Below are 22,974 nucleotides of genomic sequence, written 5' to 3'. Positions count from 1 at the left end.
ATCGACGTGAAATGGGAGCCAATAAGGCTCCCATCTTCGTTCTGTCATTTTTGATGCTATTGATTTAACTAATTTTATTCCCTGTCAAACACCCTTCGTTTTCGGCGCGAATCCAAGCCTCATTTCGGTCTGTTCGTTCGATTTTTCTCACTGGTATCTGGTCGGACTAACGGGCACATTGGAGGCTGGAAATCTATGCCCATTGATATTTCAGGAGAAACCATGAGCAGCAAGAGCATCGTACTGGATCAGGACGTCGTCGTTACCCAATTGCAAGGCAAAGTCTACCTGGTTGCCGCTGACGGGAGCCAGACGCTTCTTTCTGAAGGCGATGTGCTGCCCAAGGATGCAGTATTGCTCGCTCCTGAGGGGGCCAGCTTCCAGGGGGGAGAAACCACCTTTACCCTGAGCCCGAGCAACACTCCCGAGTCTGAAGAGCCCCAGCTGGCACAGCAGGGGCAGGGGGATGTACCTGACGACATCGCCGCCCTGCAGCAGGCAATTCTGGCGGGAACAGACCCGACCCAGGCATTTGAAGCATCGGCGGCGGGCGGGGCACCCGCTGCGGGCAACGTAGGCGGCGTTGCGGGTGCCAGCGGCAACGGCGGCTTCATCACCATCGACAGAACCGGTGATGCCACCATCTCCACCGCCGGCTTTGATTCCGCCAATCCGGATGCTCCCGCTCCGCTGGCCGAAGCGCAGGATGACGAGGATGAACTCCTCGATCTCACAGCACCCACCATCACTGTGTCCGCACCGGACAACATCAACGACAGCACCCCGACCCTCACCGGGACCACGGATGCTGCTCCCGGCAGCACTGTGACCCTGGTGGTGACCGACGCCAACGGCAACCAGCAGACCCTGATCACCACTGTCAATCCGGATGGCAGCTTCAGCGTGGATGTGGAGACTCCCCTGCCGGACGGCGGCTATGACGTGACCGCCAGCGTGACCGATCCCGCCGGCAATACCGGTACCGCCACCGACGATGGTAGCGTGGACAGCACGGCGCCTTCTGTCACTGTGACTGCGCCGGACAACACCAACGACAGCACCCCGACCATCACAGGCACCACAAATGCCACCCCTGGCAGCACTGTGACCCTGGTGGTGACCGATGCCAATGGCAACCAGCAGACGCTGACGGCCACAGTTCAACCGGATGGGTCTTACAGCTCTGATGTGGTCACCCCCCTGCCGGATGGCGGTTATGAGGTGACTGCCAGCGTGACCGATCCTGCCGGCAATACCGGCACAGCCGCCGATGATGGCAACGTGGACACCACCGCCAACATCACGGTGAGTCTGGATGACGTGAATGGCAGCAATGCTGCCAATGCCCCCATCACAGGTACCTCCGATGTCGGCCCGGGTCGCACAGTGACCCTGATCATCACTGATACCAAGGGCGCCAGCGTGACCGTCACCGCACAGACGGATGCCAATGGCAACTACAGCACCAAGGCTGATCTGAGCGGGCTGGCGGATGGCAACCTGGAAGTCGTGGCCAGCGTCACCGACGCGGCGGGCAACAGCGCTGATGCCCGTGATGACACCACCTTGCTCGACACCACGGCGCCTGAAGCCCGAATCACCCTGGATGCCGACATCACGCCGGATGATGTGATCAACGCCGCCGAAGCCGGCCAGCAGATCCCGGTCACCGGTCGCGTGGGTGGCGACGTCCAGGTGGGCGATACCGTCACCCTGACGGTGAACGGCAAGACCTTCACCGGCCAAGTGCTGGCTGACAAGACCTTCAGCATCAAGGTGCCGGGAGCGGATCTGGTGGCGGATGGTGACAAGGTGATCGACGCCAGCGTGACCACCACCGATGCGGCGGGCAACAGCGCCAAAGCGACTGGTAGCGAAGGTTACAGTGTGGACACCCAGGGCCCGAGCGTGCTGGTCGACATCGTCGACAGCCAGATCATTGCGGGCGAGACCAGCGATGTGACCTTCACCTTCAGCGAGAAGGTGACCGGGTTTGACCTGAGCGACCTCGACGTGGTGGGCGGCACCGTCACCGGGCTGACGACTTCAGACGGCGGCAAGACCTGGAGTGCGACCTTCACTCCGGATGCGAACTTCACCGGCACCGCCAGCGTCACCGTCAAGCCGGAGAGCTACACCGACCTGGCCGGCAACAAGGGTACCGGCGGTAGCGATACGGCGGCCACCGACACCCAGGGCCCGAGCGTGCTGGTCAATATCGTCGACAGCCAGCTGACCGTGGGCGAGACCAGCGACGTGACCTTCACCTTCAGCGAGAAGGTGACCGGGTTTGACCTGAGCGACCTCGACGTGGTGGGCGGCACCGTCAGCAACCTCACCAGCAGCGATGGTGGCAAGACCTGGAGCGCCACCTTCACCCCGACCCCGGGCTTTGAAGGCACTGCCAGCGTCACCGTCAAGCCGGAGAGCTACACCGACCTGGCCGGCAACAAGGGCACTGGCGGCAGCGATACGGCGGCCACCGACACCCAGGGCCCGAGCGTGGCGGTCAATATCGTCGACAGCCAGATCATTGCGGGCGAGACCAGCGACGTGACCTTCACCTTCAGCGAGCAGGTGACCGGGTTTGACCTGAGCGACCTTGACGTGGTGGGCGGCTCTGTCAGCAACCTCACCAGCAGTGACGGCGGCAAGACCTGGAGCGCCACCTTCACGCCGACCCCGGGCTTTGAAGGCACCGCCAGTGTCACCGTCAAGCCGGAGAGTTACACCGACCTGGCGGGCAACAAGGGCACCGGCGGCAGCGACAGCGCTGATACCGACACCCAGGGTCCGAGCGTGCTGGTCGACATCGTCGACAGCCAGATCATCGCGGGCGAGACCAGCCCCGTGACCTTCACCTTCAGCGAGAAGGTGCAGGGCTTTGACCTGAGCGACCTCGATGTGGTGGGCGGTACTGTCACCGGGCTGACGACTTCCGACGGCGGCAAGACCTGGAGCGCCACCTTCACCCCGACCCCGGGCTTTGAAGGCACCGCCAGCGTCACGGTGAGCAACGGCAGCTACACCGACCTGGCCGGCAACAAGGGTACCGGCGGCAGCGATACGGCGGCCACCGACACCCAGGGCCCGAGCGTGCTGGTCGACATCGTCGACGCCCAGATCATCGCGGGCGAGACCAGCGATGTGACCTTCACCTTCAGCGAGCAGGTGACCGGGTTTGACCTGAGCGACCTTGACGTGGTGGGCGGCACTGTCACCGGGCTGACGACTTCAGACGGCGGCAAGACCTGGAGCGCCACCTTCACTCCGGACGCCAACTTCACCGGCACCGCCAGCGTCACCGTCAAGCCGGAGAGCTACACCGACCTGGCCGGCAACAAGGGCACAGGCGGCAGCGACAGCGCGGATACCGACACCCAGGGCCCGAGCGTGCTGGTCAATATCGTCGACAGCCAGATCATTGCGGGCGAGACCAGCGATGTGACCTTCACCTTCAGCGAGCAGGTGACCGGGTTTGACCTGAGCGACCTCGACGTGGTGGGCGGCACAGTCACCGGGCTGACGACTTCAGACGGCGGCAAGACCTGGAGTGCGACCTTCACTCCGGATGCGAACTTCACCGGCACCGCCAGCGTCACCGTCAAGCCGGAGAGCTACACCGACCTGGCCGGCAACAAGGGTACCGGCGGCAGCGATACGGCGGCCACCGACACCCAGGGCCCGAGCGTGCTGGTCAATATCGTCGACAGCCAGATCATTGCGGGCGAAACCAGCGACGTGACCTTCACCTTCAGCGAGCAGGTGACCGGGTTTGACCTGAGCGACCTGACCGTGGTGGGTGGCTCTGTCAGCAACCTCACCAGCAGCGATGGCGGCAAGACCTGGAGCGCGACCTTCACTCCGGATGCCAACTTCACCGGCACCGCCAGTGTCACCGTCAAGCCGGAGAGCTACACCGACCTGGCCGGCAACAAGGGTACCGGCGGCAGCGATACGGCGGCCACCGACACCCAGGGCCCGAGCGTGCTGGTCGACATCGTCGACAGTCAGATCATTGCGGGCGAGACCAGCGACGTGACCTTCACCTTCAGCGAGAAGGTGACCGGGTTTGACCTGAGCGACCTGACCGTGGTGGGTGGCTCTGTCAGCAACCTCACCAGCAGCGATGGCGGCAAGACCTGGAGCGCGACCTTCACTCCGGATGCGAACTTCACCGGCACCGCCAGCGTCACCGTCAAGCCGGAGAGCTACACCGACCTGGCCGGCAACAAGGGTATCGGCGGCAGCGATACGGCGGCCACCGACACCCAGGGCCCGAGCGTGCTGGTCGACATCGTCGACAGCCAGATCATTGCGGGCGAGACCAGCGACGTCACCTTCACCTTCAGCGAGAAGGTGCAGGGCTTTGACCTGAGCGACCTCGACGTGGTGGGCGGCACCGTCACCGGGCTGACGACTTCCGACGGCGGCAAGACCTGGAGTGCGACCTTCACTCCGGATGCGAACTTCACCGGCACCGCCAGCGTCACCGTCAAGCCGGAGAGCTACACCGACCTGGCCGGCAACAAGGGTACCGGCGGCAGCGATACGGCGGCCACCGACACCCAGGGCCCGAGCGTGCTGGTCAATATCGTCGACAGCCAGATCATTGCGGGCGAAACCAGCGACGTGACCTTCACCTTCAGCGAGCAGGTGACCGGGTTTGACCTGAGCGACCTGACCGTGGTGGGTGGCTCTGTCAGCAACCTCACCAGCAGCGATGGCGGCAAGACCTGGAGCGCGACCTTCACTCCGGATGCCAACTTCACCGGCACCGCCAGTGTCACCGTCAAGCCGGAGAGCTACACCGACCTGGCCGGCAACAAGGGTACCGGCGGCAGCGATACGGCGGCCACCGACACCCAGGGCCCGAGCGTGCTGGTCGACATCGTCGACAGTCAGATCATTGCGGGCGAGACCAGCGACGTGACCTTCACCTTCAGCGAGAAGGTGACCGGGTTTGACCTGAGCGACCTGACCGTGGTGGGTGGCTCTGTCAGCAACCTCACCAGCAGCGATGGCGGCAAGACCTGGAGCGCGACCTTCACTCCGGATGCGAACTTCACCGGCACCGCCAGCGTCACCGTCAAGCCGGAGAGCTACACCGACCTGGCCGGCAACAAGGGTATCGGCGGCAGCGATACGGCGGCCACCGACACCCAGGGCCCGAGCGTGCTGGTCGACATCGTCGACAGCCAGATCATTGCGGGCGAGACCAGCGACGTCACCTTCACCTTCAGCGAGAAGGTGCAGGGCTTTGACCTGAGCGACCTCGACGTGGTGGGCGGCACCGTCACCGGGCTGACGACTTCCGACGGCGGCAAGACCTGGAGTGCGACCTTCACTCCGGATGCGAACTTCACCGGCACCGCCAGCGTCACCGTCAAGCCGGAGAGCTACACCGACCTGGCCGGCAACAAGGGTACCGGCGGCAGCGATACGGCGGCCACCGACACCCAGGGCCCGAGCGTGCTGGTCGACATCGTCGACAGCCAGATCATCGCGGGCGAGACCAGCCCCGTGACCTTCACCTTCAGCGAGAAGGTGCAGGGCTTTGACCTGAGCGACCTCGATGTGGTGGGCGGCACCGTCACCGGGCTGACGACTTCAGACGGCGGCAAGACCTGGAGTGCGACCTTCACTCCGGATGCGAACTTCACCGGCACCGCCAGCGTCACCGTCAAGCCGGAGAGCTACACCGACCTGGCCGGCAACAAGGGTACCGGCGGTAGCGATACGGCGGCCACCGACACCCAGGGCCCGAGCGTGCTGGTCAATATCGTCGACAGCCAGCTGACCGTGGGCGAGACCAGCGACGTGACCTTCACCTTCAGCGAGAAGGTGACCGGGTTTGACCTGAGCGACCTCGACGTGGTGGGCGGCACCGTCAGCAACCTCACCAGCAGCGATGGTGGCAAGACCTGGAGCGCCACCTTCACCCCGACCCCGGGCTTTGAAGGCACTGCCAGCGTCACCGTCAAGCCGGAGAGCTACACCGACCTGGCCGGCAACAAGGGCACTGGCGGCAGCGATACGGCGGCCACCGACACCCAGGGCCCGAGCGTGGCGGTCAATATCGTCGACAGCCAGATCATTGCGGGCGAGACCAGCGACGTGACCTTCACCTTCAGCGAGCAGGTGACCGGGTTTGACCTGAGCGACCTTGACGTGGTGGGCGGCTCTGTCAGCAACCTCACCAGCAGTGACGGCGGCAAGACCTGGAGCGCCACCTTCACGCCGACCCCGGGCTTTGAAGGCACCGCCAGTGTCACCGTCAAGCCGGAGAGTTACACCGACCTGGCGGGCAACAAGGGCACCGGCGGCAGCGACAGCGCTGATACCGACACCCAGGGTCCGAGCGTGCTGGTCGACATCGTCGACAGCCAGATCATCGCGGGCGAGACCAGCCCCGTGACCTTCACCTTCAGCGAGAAGGTGCAGGGCTTTGACCTGAGCGACCTCGATGTGGTGGGCGGTACTGTCACCGGGCTGACGACTTCCGACGGCGGCAAGACCTGGAGCGCCACCTTCACCCCGACCCCGGGCTTTGAAGGCACCGCCAGCGTCACGGTGAGCAACGGCAGCTACACCGACCTGGCCGGCAACAAGGGTACCGGCGGCAGCGATACGGCGGCCACCGACACCCAGGGCCCGAGCGTGCTGGTCGACATCGTCGACGCCCAGATCATCGCGGGCGAGACCAGCGATGTGACCTTCACCTTCAGCGAGCAGGTGACCGGGTTTGACCTGAGCGACCTTGACGTGGTGGGCGGCACTGTCACCGGGCTGACGACTTCAGACGGCGGCAAGACCTGGAGCGCCACCTTCACTCCGGACGCCAACTTCACCGGCACCGCCAGCGTCACCGTCAAGCCGGAGAGCTACACCGACCTGGCCGGCAACAAGGGCACAGGCGGCAGCGACAGCGCGGATACCGACACCCAGGGCCCGAGCGTGCTGGTCAATATCGTCGACAGCCAGATCATTGCGGGCGAGACCAGCGATGTGACCTTCACCTTCAGCGAGCAGGTGACCGGGTTTGACCTGAGCGACCTCGACGTGGTGGGCGGCACAGTCACCGGGCTGACGACTTCAGACGGCGGCAAGACCTGGAGCGCGACCTTCACTCCGGATGTGAACTTCACCGGCACCGCCAGCGTCACCGTCAAGCCGGAGAGCTACACCGACCTGGCGGGCAACAAGGGCACTGGCGGCAGCGATACGGCGGCCACCGACACCCAGGGCCCGAGCGTGCTGGTCGACATCGTCGACAGCCAGATCACTGTGGGCGAAACCAGCGATGTGACCTTCACCTTCAGCGAGAAGGTGCAGGGCTTTGACCTGAGCGACCTCGACGTGGTGGGCGGCACCGTCACCGGGCTGACGACTTCAGACGGCGGCAAGACCTGGAGCGCGACCTTCACCCCGACCCCGGGCTTTGAAGGCACCGCTAGCGTCACCGTCAAGCCGGAGAGCTACACCGATCTGGCCGGCAACAAGGGCACCGGCGGCAGCGATACGGCGGCCACCGACACCCAGGGCCCGAGCGTGCTGGTCGACATCGTCGACAGCCAGATCATCGCGGGCGAGACCAGCGACGTGACCTTCACCTTCAGCGAGAAGGTGACCGGGTTTGACCTGGCTGACCTGACCGTGGTGGGTGGCTCTGTCAGCAACCTCACCAGCAGTGATGGCGGCAAGACCTGGAGCGCGACCTTCACCCCGGATGCGAACTTCACCGGCACCGCCAGTGTCACCGTCAAGCCGGAGAGCTACACCGATCTGGCGGGCAACAAGGGTACCGGCGGCAGCGATACGGCGGCCACCGACACCCAGGGCCCGAGCGTGCTGGTCGACATCGTCGACGCCCAGATCATCGCGGGCGAGACCAGCGATGTGACCTTCACTTTCAGCGAGCAGGTGACCGGGTTTGACCTGAGCGACCTCGACGTGGTGGGCGGTACTGTCAGCAACCTCACCAGCAGCGATGGCGGCAAGACCTGGAGCGCCACCTTCACCCCGACCCCGGGCTTTGAAGGCACCGCCAGCGTCACCGTCAAGTCGGAGAGCTACACCGACCTGGCCGGCAACAAGGGTACCGGCGGTAGCGATACGGCGGCCACCGACACCCAGGGCCCGAGCGTGCTGGTCGACATCGTCGACAGTCAGATCATTGCGGGCGAGACCAGCGACGTGACCTTCACCTTCAGCGAGCAGGTGACCGGCTTTGACCTGAGCGACCTCGACGTGGTGGGCGGTACTGTCAGCAACCTCACCAGCAGCGACGGCGGCAAGACCTGGAGCGCCACCTTTACTCCGGATGCGAACTTCACCGGCACCGCCAGCGTCACCGTCAAGCCGGAGAGCTACACCGATCTGGCCGGCAACAAGGGCACCGGCGGCAGCGATACGGCGGCCACCGACACCCAGGGTCCGAGCGTGCTGGTCGACATCGTCGACAGCCAGATCATTGCGGGCGAGACCAGCGACGTGACCTTCACCTTCAGCGAGCAGGTGACCGGGTTTGACCTGGCTGACCTGACCGTGGTGGGGGGCTCTGTCAGCAACCTCACCAGCAGCGATGGCGGCAAGACCTGGAGCGCCACCTTCACCCCGACCCCGGGCTTTGAAGGCACCGCCAGCGTCACCGTCAAGTCGGAGAGCTACACCGACCTGGCCGGCAACAAGGGTACCGGCGGTAGCGATACGGCGGCCACCGACACCCAGGGCCCGAGCGTGCTGGTCGACATCGTCGACAGCCAGATCATTGCGGGCGAGACCAGCGACGTCACCTTCACCTTCAGCGAGAAGGTGCAGGGCTTTGACCTGAGCGACCTCGATGTGGTGGGCGGCACCGTCACCGGGCTGACGACTTCCGACGGCGGCAAGACCTGGAGTGCGACCTTCACTCCGGATGCCAACTTCACCGGCACCGCCAGCGTCACCGTCAAGCCGGAGAGCTACACCGATCTGGCGGGCAACAAGGGCACCGGCGGCAGCGACAGCGCGGCCACCGACACCCAGGGCCCGAGCGTGCTGGTCGACATCGTCGACAGCCAGATCATCGCGGGCGAGACCAGCCCCGTGACCTTCACCTTCAGCGAGAAGGTGCAGGGCTTTGACCTGAGCGACCTCGATGTGGTGGGCGGTACTGTCACCGGGCTGACGACTTCAGACGGCGGCAAGACCTGGAGCGCGACCTTCACCCCGACCCCGGGCTTTGAAGGCACCGCTAGCGTCACCGTCAAGCCGGAGAGCTACACCGATCTGGCCGGCAACAAGGGCACCGGCGGCAGCGATACGGCGGCCACCGACACCCAGGGTCCGAGCGTGCTGGTCGACATCGTCGACAGCCAGATCATTGCGGGCGAGACCAGCGACGTGACCTTCACCTTCAGCGAGCAGGTGACCGGGTTTGACCTGGCTGACCTGACCGTGGTGGGTGGCTCTGTCAGCAACCTCACCAGCAGTGATGGCGGCAAGACCTGGAGCGCGACCTTCACCCCGGACGCCAACTTCACCGGCACCGCCAGCGTCACCGTCAAGCCGGAGAGCTACACCGACCTGGCCGGCAACAAGGGCACTGGCGGCAGCGACAGCGCTGATACCGACACCCAGGGCCCGAGCGTGCTGGTCGACATCGTCGACAGCCAGATCATCGCGGGCGAGACCAGCGACGTGACCTTCACCTTCAGCGAGCAGGTGACCGGGTTTGACCTGAGCGACCTCGACGTGGTGGGCGGCACCGTCACCGGGCTGACGACTTCAGACGGCGGCAAGACCTGGAGCGCGACCTTCACCCCGACCCCGGGCTTTGAAGGCACCGCTAGCGTCACCGTCAAGCCGGAGAGCTACACCGACCTGGCCGGCAACAAGGGCACTGGCGGCAGCGACAGCGCTGATACCGACACCCAGGGCCCGAGCGTGCTGGTCGACATCGTCGACAGCCAGATCATCGCGGGCGAGACCAGCCCCGTGACCTTCACCTTCAGCGAGAAGGTGCAGGGCTTTGACCTGAGCGACCTCGATGTGGTGGGCGGTACTGTCACCGGGCTGACGACTTCAGACGGCGGCAAGACCTGGAGCGCGACCTTCACTCCGGATGCCAACTTCACCGGCACCGCCAGTGTCACCGTCAAGCCGGAGAGCTACACCGACCTGGCCGGCAACAAGGGTACCGGCGGCAGCGATACGGCGGCCACCGACACCCAGGGCCCGAGCGTGCTGGTCGACATCGTCGACAGTCAGATCATTGCGGGCGAGACCAGCGACGTGACCTTCACCTTCAGCGAGCAGGTGACCGGCTTTGACCTGAGCGACCTCGACGTGGTGGGCGGTACTGTCAGCAACCTCACCAGCAGCGACGGCGGCAAGACCTGGAGCGCCACCTTTACTCCGGATGCGAACTTCACCGGCACCGCCAGCGTCACCGTCAAGCCGGAGAGCTACACCGATCTGGCCGGCAACAAGGGCACCGGCGGCAGCGATACGGCGGCCACCGACACCCAGGGTCCGAGCGTGCTGGTCGACATCGTCGACAGCCAGATCATTGCGGGCGAGACCAGCGACGTGACCTTCACCTTCAGCGAGCAGGTGACCGGGTTTGACCTGGCTGACCTGACCGTGGTGGGGGGCTCTGTCAGCAACCTCACCAGCAGCGATGGCGGCAAGACCTGGAGCGCCACCTTCACCCCGACCCCGGGCTTTGAAGGCACCGCCAGCGTCACCGTCAAGTCGGAGAGCTACACCGACCTGGCCGGCAACAAGGGTACCGGCGGTAGCGATACGGCGGCCACCGACACCCAGGGCCCGAGCGTGCTGGTCGACATCGTCGACAGCCAGATCATTGCGGGCGAGACCAGCGACGTCACCTTCACCTTCAGCGAGAAGGTGCAGGGCTTTGACCTGAGCGACCTCGATGTGGTGGGCGGCACCGTCACCGGGCTGACGACTTCAGACGGCGGCAAGACCTGGAGCGCCACCTTCACCCCGACCCCGGGCTTTGAAGGCACCGCCAGTGTCACCGTCAAGCCGGAGAGCTACACCGATCTGGCGGGCAACAAGGGTACAGGCGGCAGCGATACGGCGGCCACCGACACCCAGGGCCCGAGCGTGCTGGTCAATATCGTCGACAGCCAGCTGACCGTGGGCGAGACCAGCGACGTGACCTTCACCTTCAGCGAGCAGGTGACCGGGTTTGACCTGAGCGACCTGACCGTGGTGGGTGGCACTGTCAGCAACCTCACCAGCAGCGATGGCGGCAAGACCTGGAGCGCGACCTTCACCCCGACCCCGGGCTTTGAAGGCACCGCCAGCGTCACCGTCAAGCCGGAGAGCTACACCGACCTGGCCGGCAACAAGGGTACCGGCGGCAGCGATACGGCGGCCACCGACACCCAGGGCCCGAGCGTGCTGGTCGACATCGTCGACAGTCAGATCATTGCGGGCGAGACCAGCGACGTGACCTTCACCTTCAGCGAGCAGGTGACTGGGTTTGACCTGAGCGACCTGACCGTGGTGGGTGGCTCTGTCAGCAACCTCACCAGCAGCGACGGCGGCAAGACCTGGAGTGCGACCTTCACTCCGGATGCGAACTTCACCGGCACCGCCAGCGTCACCGTCAAGCCGGAGAGCTACACCGACCTGGCCGGCAACAAGGGTACCGGCGGCAGCGATACGGCGGCCACCGACACCCAGGGCCCGAGCGTGCTGGTCAATATCGTCGACAGCCAGATCATTGCGGGCGAAACCAGCGACGTGACCTTCACCTTCAGCGAGCAGGTGACCGGGTTTGACCTGAGCGACCTGACCGTGGTGGGTGGCTCTGTCAGCAACCTCACCAGCAGCGATGGCGGCAAGACCTGGAGCGCGACCTTCACTCCGGATGCCAACTTCACCGGCACCGCCAGTGTCACCGTCAAGCCGGAGAGCTACACCGACCTGGCCGGCAACAAGGGTACCGGCGGCAGCGATACGGCGGCCACCGACACCCAGGGCCCGAGCGTGCTGGTCGACATCGTCGACAGTCAGATCATTGCGGGCGAGACCAGCGACGTGACCTTCACCTTCAGCGAGAAGGTGACCGGGTTTGACCTGAGCGACCTGACCGTGGTGGGTGGCTCTGTCAGCAACCTCACCAGCAGCGATGGCGGCAAGACCTGGAGCGCGACCTTCACTCCGGATGCGAACTTCACCGGCACCGCCAGCGTCACCGTCAAGCCGGAGAGCTACACCGACCTGGCCGGCAACAAGGGTATCGGCGGCAGCGATACGGCGGCCACCGACACCCAGGGCCCGAGCGTGCTGGTCGACATCGTCGACAGCCAGATCATTGCGGGCGAGACCAGCGACGTCACCTTCACCTTCAGCGAGAAGGTGCAGGGCTTTGACCTGAGCGACCTCGACGTGGTGGGCGGCACCGTCACCGGGCTGACGACTTCCGACGGCGGCAAGACCTGGAGTGCGACCTTCACTCCGGATGCGAACTTCACCGGCACCGCCAGCGTCACCGTCAAGCCGGAGAGCTACACCGACCTGGCCGGCAACAAGGGTACCGGCGGCAGCGATACGGCGGCCACCGACACCCAGGGCCCGAGCGTGCTGGTCAATATCGTCGACAGCCAGATCATTGCGGGCGAAACCAGCGACGTGACCTTCACCTTCAGCGAGCAGGTGACCGGGTTTGACCTGAGCGACCTCGACGTGGTGGGCGGCACCGTCACCGGGCTGACGACTTCAGACGGCGGCAAGACCTGGAGCGCCACCTTCACCCCGACCCCGGGCTTTGAAGGCACCGCCAGCGTTACGGTGAGCAACGGCAGCTACACCGATCTGGCGGGCAACAAGGGTACCGGCGGCAGCGATACGGCGGCCACCGATACCCAGGCACCCAATACCCCGTCCGTGGTTATCGTGGATGACGTGAACAACGACCAGAAGTTGACCAAGACCGAGATCGGCAATGATCAGATCCAGGTGCGCGCCGGGGTCAATCACGCCGACCTGGTTGCAGGCGGCAAGGTGACACTCACCATCAGCAATGGCGGGGTGAACAGCACAGTCCAATTGACGCTCAAAGCCGATGGCACCCTGCTGGCAAGCAATGGCAAGAGCTACGGCTATCAGAACGGCACCATCAATTGGACAGAGACTACCCCGGCCAACGGCAAATCGTTGACGGTGACCGCTACCCAGACCGACAAGGCGGGCAACACCTCCCTGCCGGGCAGCGACACGGCGGAGATCCTGAACGAGGCCCCGGAGACGGCGAACAAGCAGGCCAACGGTCTGGAAGATGCGACCAGCATCGTCCTCCCGGCACTTTCCGGTAGCGATATCGACGGCAGCGTGGTGAGCTTCACCATCAAGAGTCTGCCAACCAATGGCACCCTGTATCTGGATGGTACAGTCGTCACTGCCAATCAAAGCATTGCGGCCGCGGATGCTGGCAAGTTGACCTTCACCCCGAATGCCAACTGGAACGGTGATACCAGCTTCAACTATGTGGCGGTGGACAACGACGGTGCCGTGGATGCGAGCCCGGCGACCCTGACCATCAGGGTGGCGTCGGTTAACGACCTGCCGACACTGAACATCTCCAATGGTGCCATTCTCTCCGAGGAGGGGCTGGCAAACGGCATCGCAGACACGGTGGGCAACCCGGATAGCACCGATGCCATCAAGGCATCCGGCACCCTCTCCGTAGGGGATATTGACAGCAACACCCTCAATATCTCTCTGAACGGGCCGACCGGGTTGACGTCCGGTGGTGCTCAGGTTCAGTGGAGCTGGAGTGCGGGCAGCAAGACGCTGGTCGGATACACCGGCACCATAGGCGCTGCCAACTATAATGCGGTGGTCGAAGTCAAGTTGACGGCTCCCAATGCCAGTGGCAAGGGGGACTGGACCTATGAAGTGACCCTCAAGGGCCCCCTCGACCACGGGGATGCTACCTCCGAAGACAAGCTGTCGTTCCAGTTGGAGGTCGAGGTCTCCGATGGCAGCGGCACCACCAAGGGCAAACTGGATGTCAGCGTCGAGGATGACTCCCCCATCGCTGGCAATGCCGACGCCGTGTCCGTCGTCAAGACCAATATCCCGAGCACGTTGACCGGCTTCTTCGATCTGACCCAGTTCAGCGGCAACCATTCGACCCTGAACATGACGGGCTTCACCATCAGTGCCCTCGGTTTTACCTCGGACAAGAACTCGACGCTCAAGACCGCAGATGTGAACGGCTCCAGCGCCGGGCTCGGTGTCGCCAGCGATAAGGGGCCCTATCACAACATCGCCAACGAGATCGACTTCCGCCACTTTGCGGATGGCTCCTCTGCCTCCGAACAGCTGGTCATCAAGCTGGATGCGGGCAAGGTCGCCTATGGCGCCAACATCAAGTTCAGCCAGATGTTCGGTGGCGAACTGGAAAGCGGGGTGGTGGAGTTTTATCGCGGTGGTGTGCTGATCAATACCCTGGTATTCAGCTCGAAGGCAGCAGGCGGGGAGTTCAACCAGAACTTCCAGGTGCAGCAGGGGGGCTTCGATACCATGGTGATCAAGGCGACCAACAACGGCAACACCAATACCCAGGACAACAGCGATCTGACGGTGAAGAGCATCGAGTTCCTCGGTGCCGACACGGCGCAGGCGATTGCCTATGGTTCCGGCACTGTGGCGCCACAATGGGGGGCTGATGGCAAGGGCTCCATGGGACTGGTCCTGGATCCAAGCACCTTCGAGAGCGGCCTGCGGACGGCCGCGGGCTCCCTGGTCACCATCAGCGCAAGCGGGGCCAACACCCTGCTCGGCAAGGATGCGGGCGGCAACCTGGTCTTCAGGCTGGAGTTCACCCCTGCCACTGGCAAGTGGGAGTTCTTCCAGTATCAGAACATGTCCAAACCCCAGGGTGACGGCGACATCGACTTCCAGATCAAGGTGACGGATGGCGATGGTGACGTGAGTACCGGGTCGTTTGCCACCAAGCCGCTCTTTACGCCCATCGTTCAGGGGGTCTCTGTCGACAGTGTGACCGAAGGCGGTAACCTGCAACATACGGTAACCCTGTCTGACCAGACCCAGGAGGCGACGCAATATGACTTCGTTGTCAGGGGCAGTGGCTCCAACCCTGCATCCAGCCTGGACTGGGGAACTGCCCAGTTCAGCAACGGGGTGACCTACAACAGCACTACCGGCAAGATCACTGTGCCGGCCGGGGTTTCCGGTTTTACCGTGACCATACCTACGGTGAACGATCGTCTGGTCGAGGCAAACGAAACGCTGACGGTGACCATAGGTGGCCAGAGCGGTACCGGCACCATCCTTGACAACGACAGGGCGCCGACGGCTGCTGGAGGCCACAGTGCCGGGCAGGAAGACAAGCCTCAGGTGCTGACCTGGGCCCAGTTCGGTGCCAGCGACGATCAGGCCGCGACCGATCTCGGGGTGCAGATCAACACCCTGCCCATGAATGGCACCCTCGAATACCTCAATGCCGCAGGGCAGTGGGTTGCCGTGTCGGCTGGTGCACTTATCTCTTACGCCGAGGTGAATGCGGGTCATCTGCGCTTCGTGCCCGGTCTGAATGAATCGAGCACCAATGCAAGCAACGGCGGCGGTGCCCTGACCGGCAACCTGAAGGGGGACTATGCCAGCATCGGTTATCAGATAAGCGACGGTGCCAACCTCAGCAACGGCAGCAAGCTGGTGATCGATGTGGCGGCGGTGGCCGACAAGCCCACGGTCAACGTCACCCTGACGGGGAATGGCATTCCGTCTTACAGCCCGAGCTTCCCGAGCGCGAGCGTCACCACTGAGCAGTTCCAATCCGGCAACTTCAACAAGACGGCCCTTGGCATCACCAACTCGCTGACGGACAGCAGCAGTGGCCAGGAGCAGGTGCTTGGCGGCAGTGGCAACGACTATATCGTCAGCACCCAAGGCGGTGGCGATCTGCTCTATGGGCAGGGGGGGAACGATGTCCTGGTCGGCGGCAATGCGACCCAGGGGGATTCCCTCTACGGCGGTGATGGCAACGATGTGCTGGTATCCGGTCTTGGCAGCGACGGCCTCTATGGCGGTGCCGGTTCCGATATCGCCGTGCTGACCGGCAACCGCGCCGATTACGCCATCAAGAAGGGCAGTGGATACTCGATCAATGATCGCTGGTTCGACTTCTCCGTCACGGAGAAGGGCGCCGGCATCACCAAGGCGCTGCATGATGTGGAGTATGTCCAGTTCGCCGACGGCATCTACCAGCTCAACCAGAGCACAGGTGAGCTGACGCTGGTGCAGCCGACGGTGGTCGATTACCCGCTGGAGCTGAGCGCCTCCCTGAGCGATCGGGATGGCAGCGAAGTGCTGGATAGCCTGGTGCTGAGCGGCATGCCGAAGGGGGCCGAGCTCTACAGCGGCAACCAGCTGCTGGGTACCGTCGGTGTCGATGGCAAGCTCACCCTCAGCGCCAGCAGCGGCCTGTGGAGTGCGAGCGCGCTGGATGTGAAGTTGACTGGCCTGACGCTGCGAGTCCCCGGCAGCAGCGCCGGCCAGGTCGATCTCAAGGTGGATGCCATCGCCAAGGAGGTGGGGACCGATCAGACCAGCTCCGCGTCCGACGACGACAGCATCCGTCTGAGCTACTTCAACGCCACCGAAGGGGAGCCGGGGGATCAGAGCCGGACCTATGGCAGCGAGCACAACGTAGTGGTGGGGGATCTGGATGGCAGCGTGGTGCTGCCCGGCCAGAACTACAACATCGCCTTTATGGTGGACAGCTCCGGCAGTATCGGCAGCGACGCCATGGAGACGATAAAGGCCCAACTGAACCAAGTCTTTACCAGCCTCAAGAACAGTGCCGGTACCGAGGGGGCGGGCAAGGTCAACATCTTCCTGGTGGACTTCGACAGTCAGGCCAACAAGTCCATCAGCGTGGATCTGAAGGATCCCAATGCCCTGACCAAGCTGCAGAGCGTGCTCGACAGCATGGATGGCAGTTACTGGAACGGTGGTGCGACCAACTACGAGGATGCCCTCAAGACCACCTCCAACTGGTTCAACAGCGACACCGCCAAGAACAACGTCAATGGGAAGAACCTGGCCTACTTCATCACCGATGGGGCGCCGAACACCTATTACTACTACGAAGATACCAACCCGATCGTCAACCTGGTGACTGGCGAGAAGCTCGATGCGTTCGTCAACGTCAACAACTATGTGCCGGGTCAGGCCTTCTCCGCCACCATAGGCGGTACCAGCAGGGTGCTGATCGATGCCAACGGCAGGGTGCAGCAGTGGTCGCAGGGCAACAACAACAAGTGGAACTCGACCTCCATCGGCACCTTGAAGGCACAAGGGGATGGTACCTTCGAGATTTCCACCACCTATGACGGCAACTACTGGGCGCTGCAAAATGCCCTGGCCGTCCTGCCGCTCCTGGCTGCCAACAAGGTAGTTCTGCAGGCCATTGGCATCGGCAGCAATGTCTCCATCGATACCCTGAAGCAGTTCGATAGCGATCAGGTGGTGCAGTCCAACGTGTCTGCCTCCGATCTGGCGAACTCCATCCTGGGGACCTCCATCAACAACCTGCCGGGAGCCGACCGCTTCGATGGCGGGGCGGGCGACGACATACTGTTTGGCGACGCGGTGCGCTTTACCGGTATCAACGGGGAAGGCTATGCGGCCATCAAGCAGTATGTGGCCGGCAAGCTGGGGGCCGGGTCGGTGGCCGATGCCCAGGTGCATTCCTACATCAGGGATCACGCCAGCGAGTTCGATCAGTCGTCGGCCAATGACAAGGGCGATACCCTCTACGGCGGGGATGGCAATGACATCCTGTTCGGTCAGGGCGGTGACGACTTCCTGTATGGTGGTGCCGGCAACGACATTCTGTTCGGTGGCAGCGGCAACGACACCCTCTATGGCGAGAGTGGCAGCGACGTGTTGAGTGGTGGCAGTGGCAACGACACCCTGTACGGCGGGACGGGCAACGACGTGCTGAGCGGTGGCCTTGGCAACGACATCCTTATCGGGGGGGTTGGCGACGACATCCTGAAGGGGGATGCCGAATCCGACACCTTCACCTGGCTGAAGGGGGATACCGAGGCTGGCAAGGTGGCCAAGGACTATGTGGTCGATTTCAGCAAGTCGGAAGGGGACAAGCTGGATCTCAGCGACCTGCTCGACAGCGATGGCAGCAAGAACCAGAGCTCCCTGAAGAGCCTGCTCTCTGTGTTCCAGGACAGCGAAGGGGTGCACCTGCAGGTGAAGGAGAGCAGCGCTGCACCTGTGACCCAGGAGATAGTGCTGGTGAACCACACCTTCGACACCCTGACCGGGGGATCGGGGTCTACGGCCAACCAGGTCATCGACTACATGTTGAACAACAATCTGCTGGATATCGACAAGTAACCCAGCCAGATGGACACAAAGCGGCAGAGCAATCTGCCGCTTTTTTTATGCGCGTCATTCGGCTTGTGGGGTGATGGAAAGTGGGGTGAAGGAAAGAAGGGGGAGAGCCAGGTCAGGGGAAGGGGCCGCCGACCCTGTGTTGCCGGATAAAGAAGGGCGCCGACTCGAACGAGGGGCGCCCCGGGGTCATCCGCATTGTGTGCTCAAGGATCAGGCATTGACCTGGGCCAGACGGGAATCGCGCTGAAAGCAGTTCACCAGCAGCAGCAGAGTGGTGACGCCGACGGTGCCGAGCACCAGCCAGGGCAGCCAGGGTTGTCCCTGGGCCATGGCGTAGTCGTGCAGGGCACCGCCCCCCACGTAACCCGTCATGCCGCCGAGCGCCAGACCAAGGCGACTGAACCCCATGTAGCTGCCGCGCGCCCCCGGCTGGGCCAGCTTGGTCATGAGCGTCTCCCGCGCCGGCTCGGCGATGACGATGCCGAGATAGAAGCAGGCAAGCAGCATGAAGACGGCGGGCAAGGTGGTGGCAAAGGCCACCAGCCCTATCCCCGCCGTCATCAGCAATACCCCCGCCATCAGGCGGTTTTCCAGCTTGAAGTGGCGCTCGCCGTAACGGGCAAGAGGGTAGAGCAGAGCCAGGGAGATGGCCGTCTCCAGGGTATACATCCAGCCCACCGCCGTGGTGCTTCCCGCCATCTGCTTGACCAAGATGGGGAAGATCAGCATCACCTGTACCCAGAGCGCGTAGTAGCCGCTCAGGATCAGTACCAGCCGGCAGAACGCCTTGTCCGCAATCACCTGACCGAGGCCAGCCCGGATCGGGGTCGGACGCAGGGAGAGCTTGTAGGGTGGCAGGATCAGCAGGTTGCACAGGGCGGCACAGACGAACAGGCCGGCCCCCAGCAGGCAGACATATTCAAAGTCGAAGTTGAGCAGCCAGCTGCCGAGCAGGGCGCCCACCACGGCGCCGGCGCTCTCCAGCATCATCAGCAGGGAGATGTAGCGGCCGCGCTCCCGCGGGCGGGTGAACTTGATCACCAGGGCGGCCCGGGGCGGATCGAACAGGCAGCCGCCGAGCCCCGAGATGATGCAGGAGACGATGAGTTCCAGCCCGCTCTGGGCGTAGGCCAGGCTGGCAAAGCCCAGCGCCCGCAGCAGCATGCCGCAGACGATGAGGGGGCGGGCCCCGAACTTGTCGGCGAGGGAGCCGCCGAAGACCCCCAGCCCCTGCTGGGTCAGCTGACGCAGGCCCAGCGCCAGCCCGACCACACCGGCGGCCCAGCCAAGCTGGTCCACGAATCGCAGGCTGATCATGGGCATCACCACGAAGAACCCCAGGATCACCAGGAGGGAATCCAATGCCAAGAACCACCGCCCCAACCGCCTCGCCCGCTCCACCATGACCCTTATACCCCTGCTTGCTTCGATGACATTATTCGTTGTGTTCTCATCATCCGAATGGCGCCGTCACCAAACAGAGCCAAGGGCGACGATAAGTCCCTGACTCGCTGGCGTTCTGCCATTTCACGACGATTGATGCTGCTATTCTGGTGGGGCTCCAGATATAGTGGTAGCCGACAACTGGCTATATTTCATATTGGATTTGGTTATGGCTGTGACACTCGACGATTTGCAATTGCTGCTGGATGTGGCCAACCGTGGCAGCTTCAGCAAGGTGGCGGCCATTCGCGGCTGGTCACAACCCATGGTCAGCCAGCGGATCGCCGTGCTGGAGCAGGAGCTGGGACAGTCCCTGTTCCGTCGCCACCGCCGTGGCGCCACCCCCACACCGGCCTGCGAGCAGTTTCTGCCGGCGGCCACCAGCGCTTTGAGTGCGCTGGAAGGAGGGCGGCTGGCGATGCAGGGGGCACCGGCCCTGCCGCGGATCCGGCTATCCTGTCTCCCCTCCCTGACTACTGTCGTCTTCGGGCCACTGTTATTGGCCCTGGTGGACGAGGCCTTCGAGATCCGCTGCAGCACGGATCACTCCGGCGTCATCATGCAGGAGCTGCTGACCGGCGAGACCGACGTCGGCTTCATCCTCAAGTGTCCCGCCATCGCGGGCATCCAGCTCGAGCTGCTCTATCGCTCCCCCATCATCGCCGTGGCCTGCGCCACCCATCCGCTGGCCGGACGGCAGGGACTGACCCTGCAGGACATCGCCAACGAGCGGCTGGCCCCTCAGCAGTGGGGCACCGGCTGTGACGAGCTGATCCTGCAACTGCGGCTGCTGCGCCAGGTAGCGAGCCCGCTGCACGCCATCCAGCCCGCCAGTGCGGCGCGGGAGCTGGCGCTGGAGCATGGCTTCATCACCCTGATGCCGGCGCTCGCCATCACCCGGGATCTGGAGTTTGGTCGTCTGGTGAAACTGGATGTGACGGATCTGCCGCCGGATCACTGGGATGTGATGATGGCCTGGCGCAGCGGCAAGCGGCCCAATCCCGCCAAGGAGCGGGTGCTGGAGGCGGCGCGCACCCTGGCCCGGCGCTGGTCGGGCAAGCCAGCATGAAAAAAGCGCCGGACAAGTCCGGCGCTCTCTCTTCACTGACATTCGGGATCAGTAGCTGGCCTTGAGGCTCACCCCCGAGAAGGCACTGAAACCGCTCAGCTGTACGTGCCAGGTTCCGGCCTTGGGCGCGTTCAGGGTGCAGGTCTCGGCGTTGCCGCTCTTGTAGGGGCGGCAGTCATAGCTGCTGCTGGTCGGGGCCGAGCCGAACTTCACGTAGAGATCCGCATCCCCGCTGCCGCCGCTGCTGGCGATCACCAGCTGGCTCTTGCCGGCGGGAACCTCGATGGTGAAGTTCAGCTTGCCACCCTTGGCGGCGGAGAGACCGCTCACCGGTACCCCGTTTTGCAGCACGCTGCCGGGTTGCGGCGTGGTGCCACCACAGGAGGCATTGACCCCCACAGTGGTAAAGGCCGCCGCAACGTCGGTCAGGCTGTAGCCCAGATCCGTGGCCGCCTTGGTCACGCCGCAGGCACCCTGATCGAAGGTGGTGTTGGCCCCCCAGTAGAGGCGGTTGGCCAGCACGAACACTTCAAAGGCCTTGCGGGTATTCCAGCCGCTGGTGTTGGCCAGCAGGTAGAAGGCGCGGTTGTAGACCCCCGAACTGTGATGCACGTCGATGCCGTCGTAGTACTCGCTGGCATGGCCGATGGAGTTGCCGTCCCGGGTCGGGTCCTCGAAGTAGCGCAGGGAGCCGTTGCCCTTGAAGATCTGGGCTCCCACCAGCCAGTCGTTGCTGCCCTTCATGTAGTTCTCGGCCGCTTCCCCCGCCATGTCGGAGAAGGCCTCGTTGATGCCGCCCGACTGACCCGAGTAGACCAGTCCCGAGTTCTGCTCGGTGAAGCCGTGGCTCACCTCGTGGGCCGCCACGTCCAGGCTCACCAGGGGATAGAAGGTGGTGGCACCGTCACCGAAGGTCATCTGGCTGCCGTCCCAGAAGGCGTTCTCGTAGTTGCGGCTGTAGTGCACCCGCATCTTGAGCTTGAAGCTCAGTGGCGCCGTGTTGTACCAGTTGCGGTACATGTCGAACACCACGTTGCCAAAGTAGTGGGCGTCGTTGAGCGGCGAGTAGGCGCCGTTGATCTCCTTGACCGTGTTCTCCGGGCAGCTGAACTGGTGCACGGCCCCGCCCGAGGTGGCGTGGTTGAGGTTGATGGTGTCCACGTTGGTGCTGCTCATGCGGCAGTTGCCATCCACCTGCAGCGGGCCGAAGTCCGCGCCGTAGAAATACTTGCCGGTCTTGAGGTTGCCACCCGGGCCTGTGGCGTCCTGGTGGTTAATCCCCTCCCAGCGCTTGAGCTCGGTGCCGCTCTGGGCGTCGATCATGACGAAGGGACGGCTGGGCTGTTCGCTCGCCGCCAGCCAGGAGACCAGATAGACCAGGCGGGCCTGACCGGCGTCGTCCTGTATTACGAACAGCTTGACCTGCTCGTTGCTGCCCTTGGCACCGGCGCGCGCCTTGAGAGCGGCGTCGGCGGGGGAGAGCGCCGCCGTGGGGCTGGCGACGTCGGCGCCTATCTGGCGCAGCACCCTGCCGGAGACCTGATTGACCTGGCCCGTGGGAGACTGCTCTGCCACCACCACCTGACCCCAGACCGGGATGCCTTGCCAGGTCTGCTCATAACGCACTCGCTGCTGGCCGTTGGGCAGCTTGACGACCCGTACCTGGCGAAACTCGCCATCCCCGGCCAGCGTGCTGATACCGGCGCTCGGCGCTCCCAGTAGACCCGCCAGCCCCCCCGCCTGATTCACTTCCACCTGTTCTGCCGCCATGGCGGCGCTTCCCCAGCAGGCCAGTACCACGGCCAAATAGACTTTGTTCATCTTGTCTTTCCTTAGTCGATGAATATTGCACACCGGGTCCGTTGCCCGGCGCTCTTACACTAGTGCGCCGGTCTGAAATAACTGCCTGTCATATGTGACAGAGCAGCATAAAGGCGTAGCAGATCTGACTGTTTCCATCCGTAGTCGCTGAAATTGGTCATGAATATGGTGACTTGTACCAAACGAGGGGCTGATTGCTGCAAGGCCCAAAATAATGCCCAAATGGGCACATCCAT

4 protein-coding genes are annotated in these 22,974 nt (G+C 63.9%); 2 read left to right on the top strand and 2 right to left on the bottom strand.

What is annotated here, in order from left to right:
- The first annotated feature begins 222 nt into the window (after positions 1–222).
- On the top strand, positions 223–18,405 hold the full coding sequence (locus WIR04_RS16515) for a retention module-containing protein (RefSeq protein ID WP_338888352.1): 18,183 nt from the start codon (positions 223–225) through the stop codon (positions 18,403–18,405).
- 210 nt (positions 18,406–18,615) lie between these two features.
- Here WIR04_RS16515 and mdtH read toward each other — a convergent pair whose 3' ends face one another.
- A complete protein-coding gene (gene mdtH / locus WIR04_RS16510; protein ID WP_025325889.1) occupies positions 18,616–19,809 on the bottom strand; it encodes a multidrug efflux MFS transporter MdtH in 1,194 nt (397 codons plus the stop codon).
- Positions 19,810–20,017: 208 nt separating this feature from the next.
- Between mdtH and WIR04_RS16505 the strand changes: the two genes are divergently transcribed.
- Entirely contained in the window at positions 20,018–20,917 is a 900-nt protein-coding gene (locus tag WIR04_RS16505; RefSeq protein ID WP_025325890.1) for a LysR family transcriptional regulator, read from the top strand.
- A 48-nt stretch (positions 20,918–20,965) separates the two neighbouring features.
- Here the strand turns inward: WIR04_RS16505 and WIR04_RS16500 are convergent, their stop codons facing one another.
- Positions 20,966–22,738 carry a M4 family metallopeptidase gene (locus tag WIR04_RS16500; protein WP_338888347.1) on the bottom strand — a complete coding sequence of 591 codons (1,773 nt, stop codon included), beginning with the start codon at positions 22,736–22,738 and terminating at the stop codon, positions 20,966–20,968.
- Positions 22,739–22,974: the final 236 nt, after the last annotated feature.

The sequence above is a fragment of the Aeromonas rivipollensis genome (assembly GCF_037811135.1).
GTDB lineage: Bacteria > Pseudomonadota > Gammaproteobacteria > Enterobacterales > Aeromonadaceae > Aeromonas > Aeromonas rivipollensis.
Note: the sequence above shows the minus strand (reverse complement) of the source record. Positions and strands in the feature narration are given on the sequence as shown.

Excerpts from the sequence above, each read along its gene's own strand:
- mdtH (WP_025325889.1), bottom strand. The coding sequence starts at position 19,809 with ATGGTGGAGCGGGCGAGGCGGTTGGGGCGGTGGTTCTTGGCATTGGAT.
- WIR04_RS16500 (WP_338888347.1), bottom strand. The coding sequence starts at position 22,738 with ATGAACAAAGTCTATTTGGCCGTGGTACTGGCCTGCTGGGGAAGCGCC.
- WIR04_RS16505 (WP_025325890.1), top strand. The coding sequence starts at position 20,018 with ATGGCTGTGACACTCGACGATTTGCAATTGCTGCTGGATGTGGCCAAC.
- WIR04_RS16515 (WP_338888352.1), top strand. The coding sequence starts at position 223 with ATGAGCAGCAAGAGCATCGTACTGGATCAGGACGTCGTCGTTACCCAA.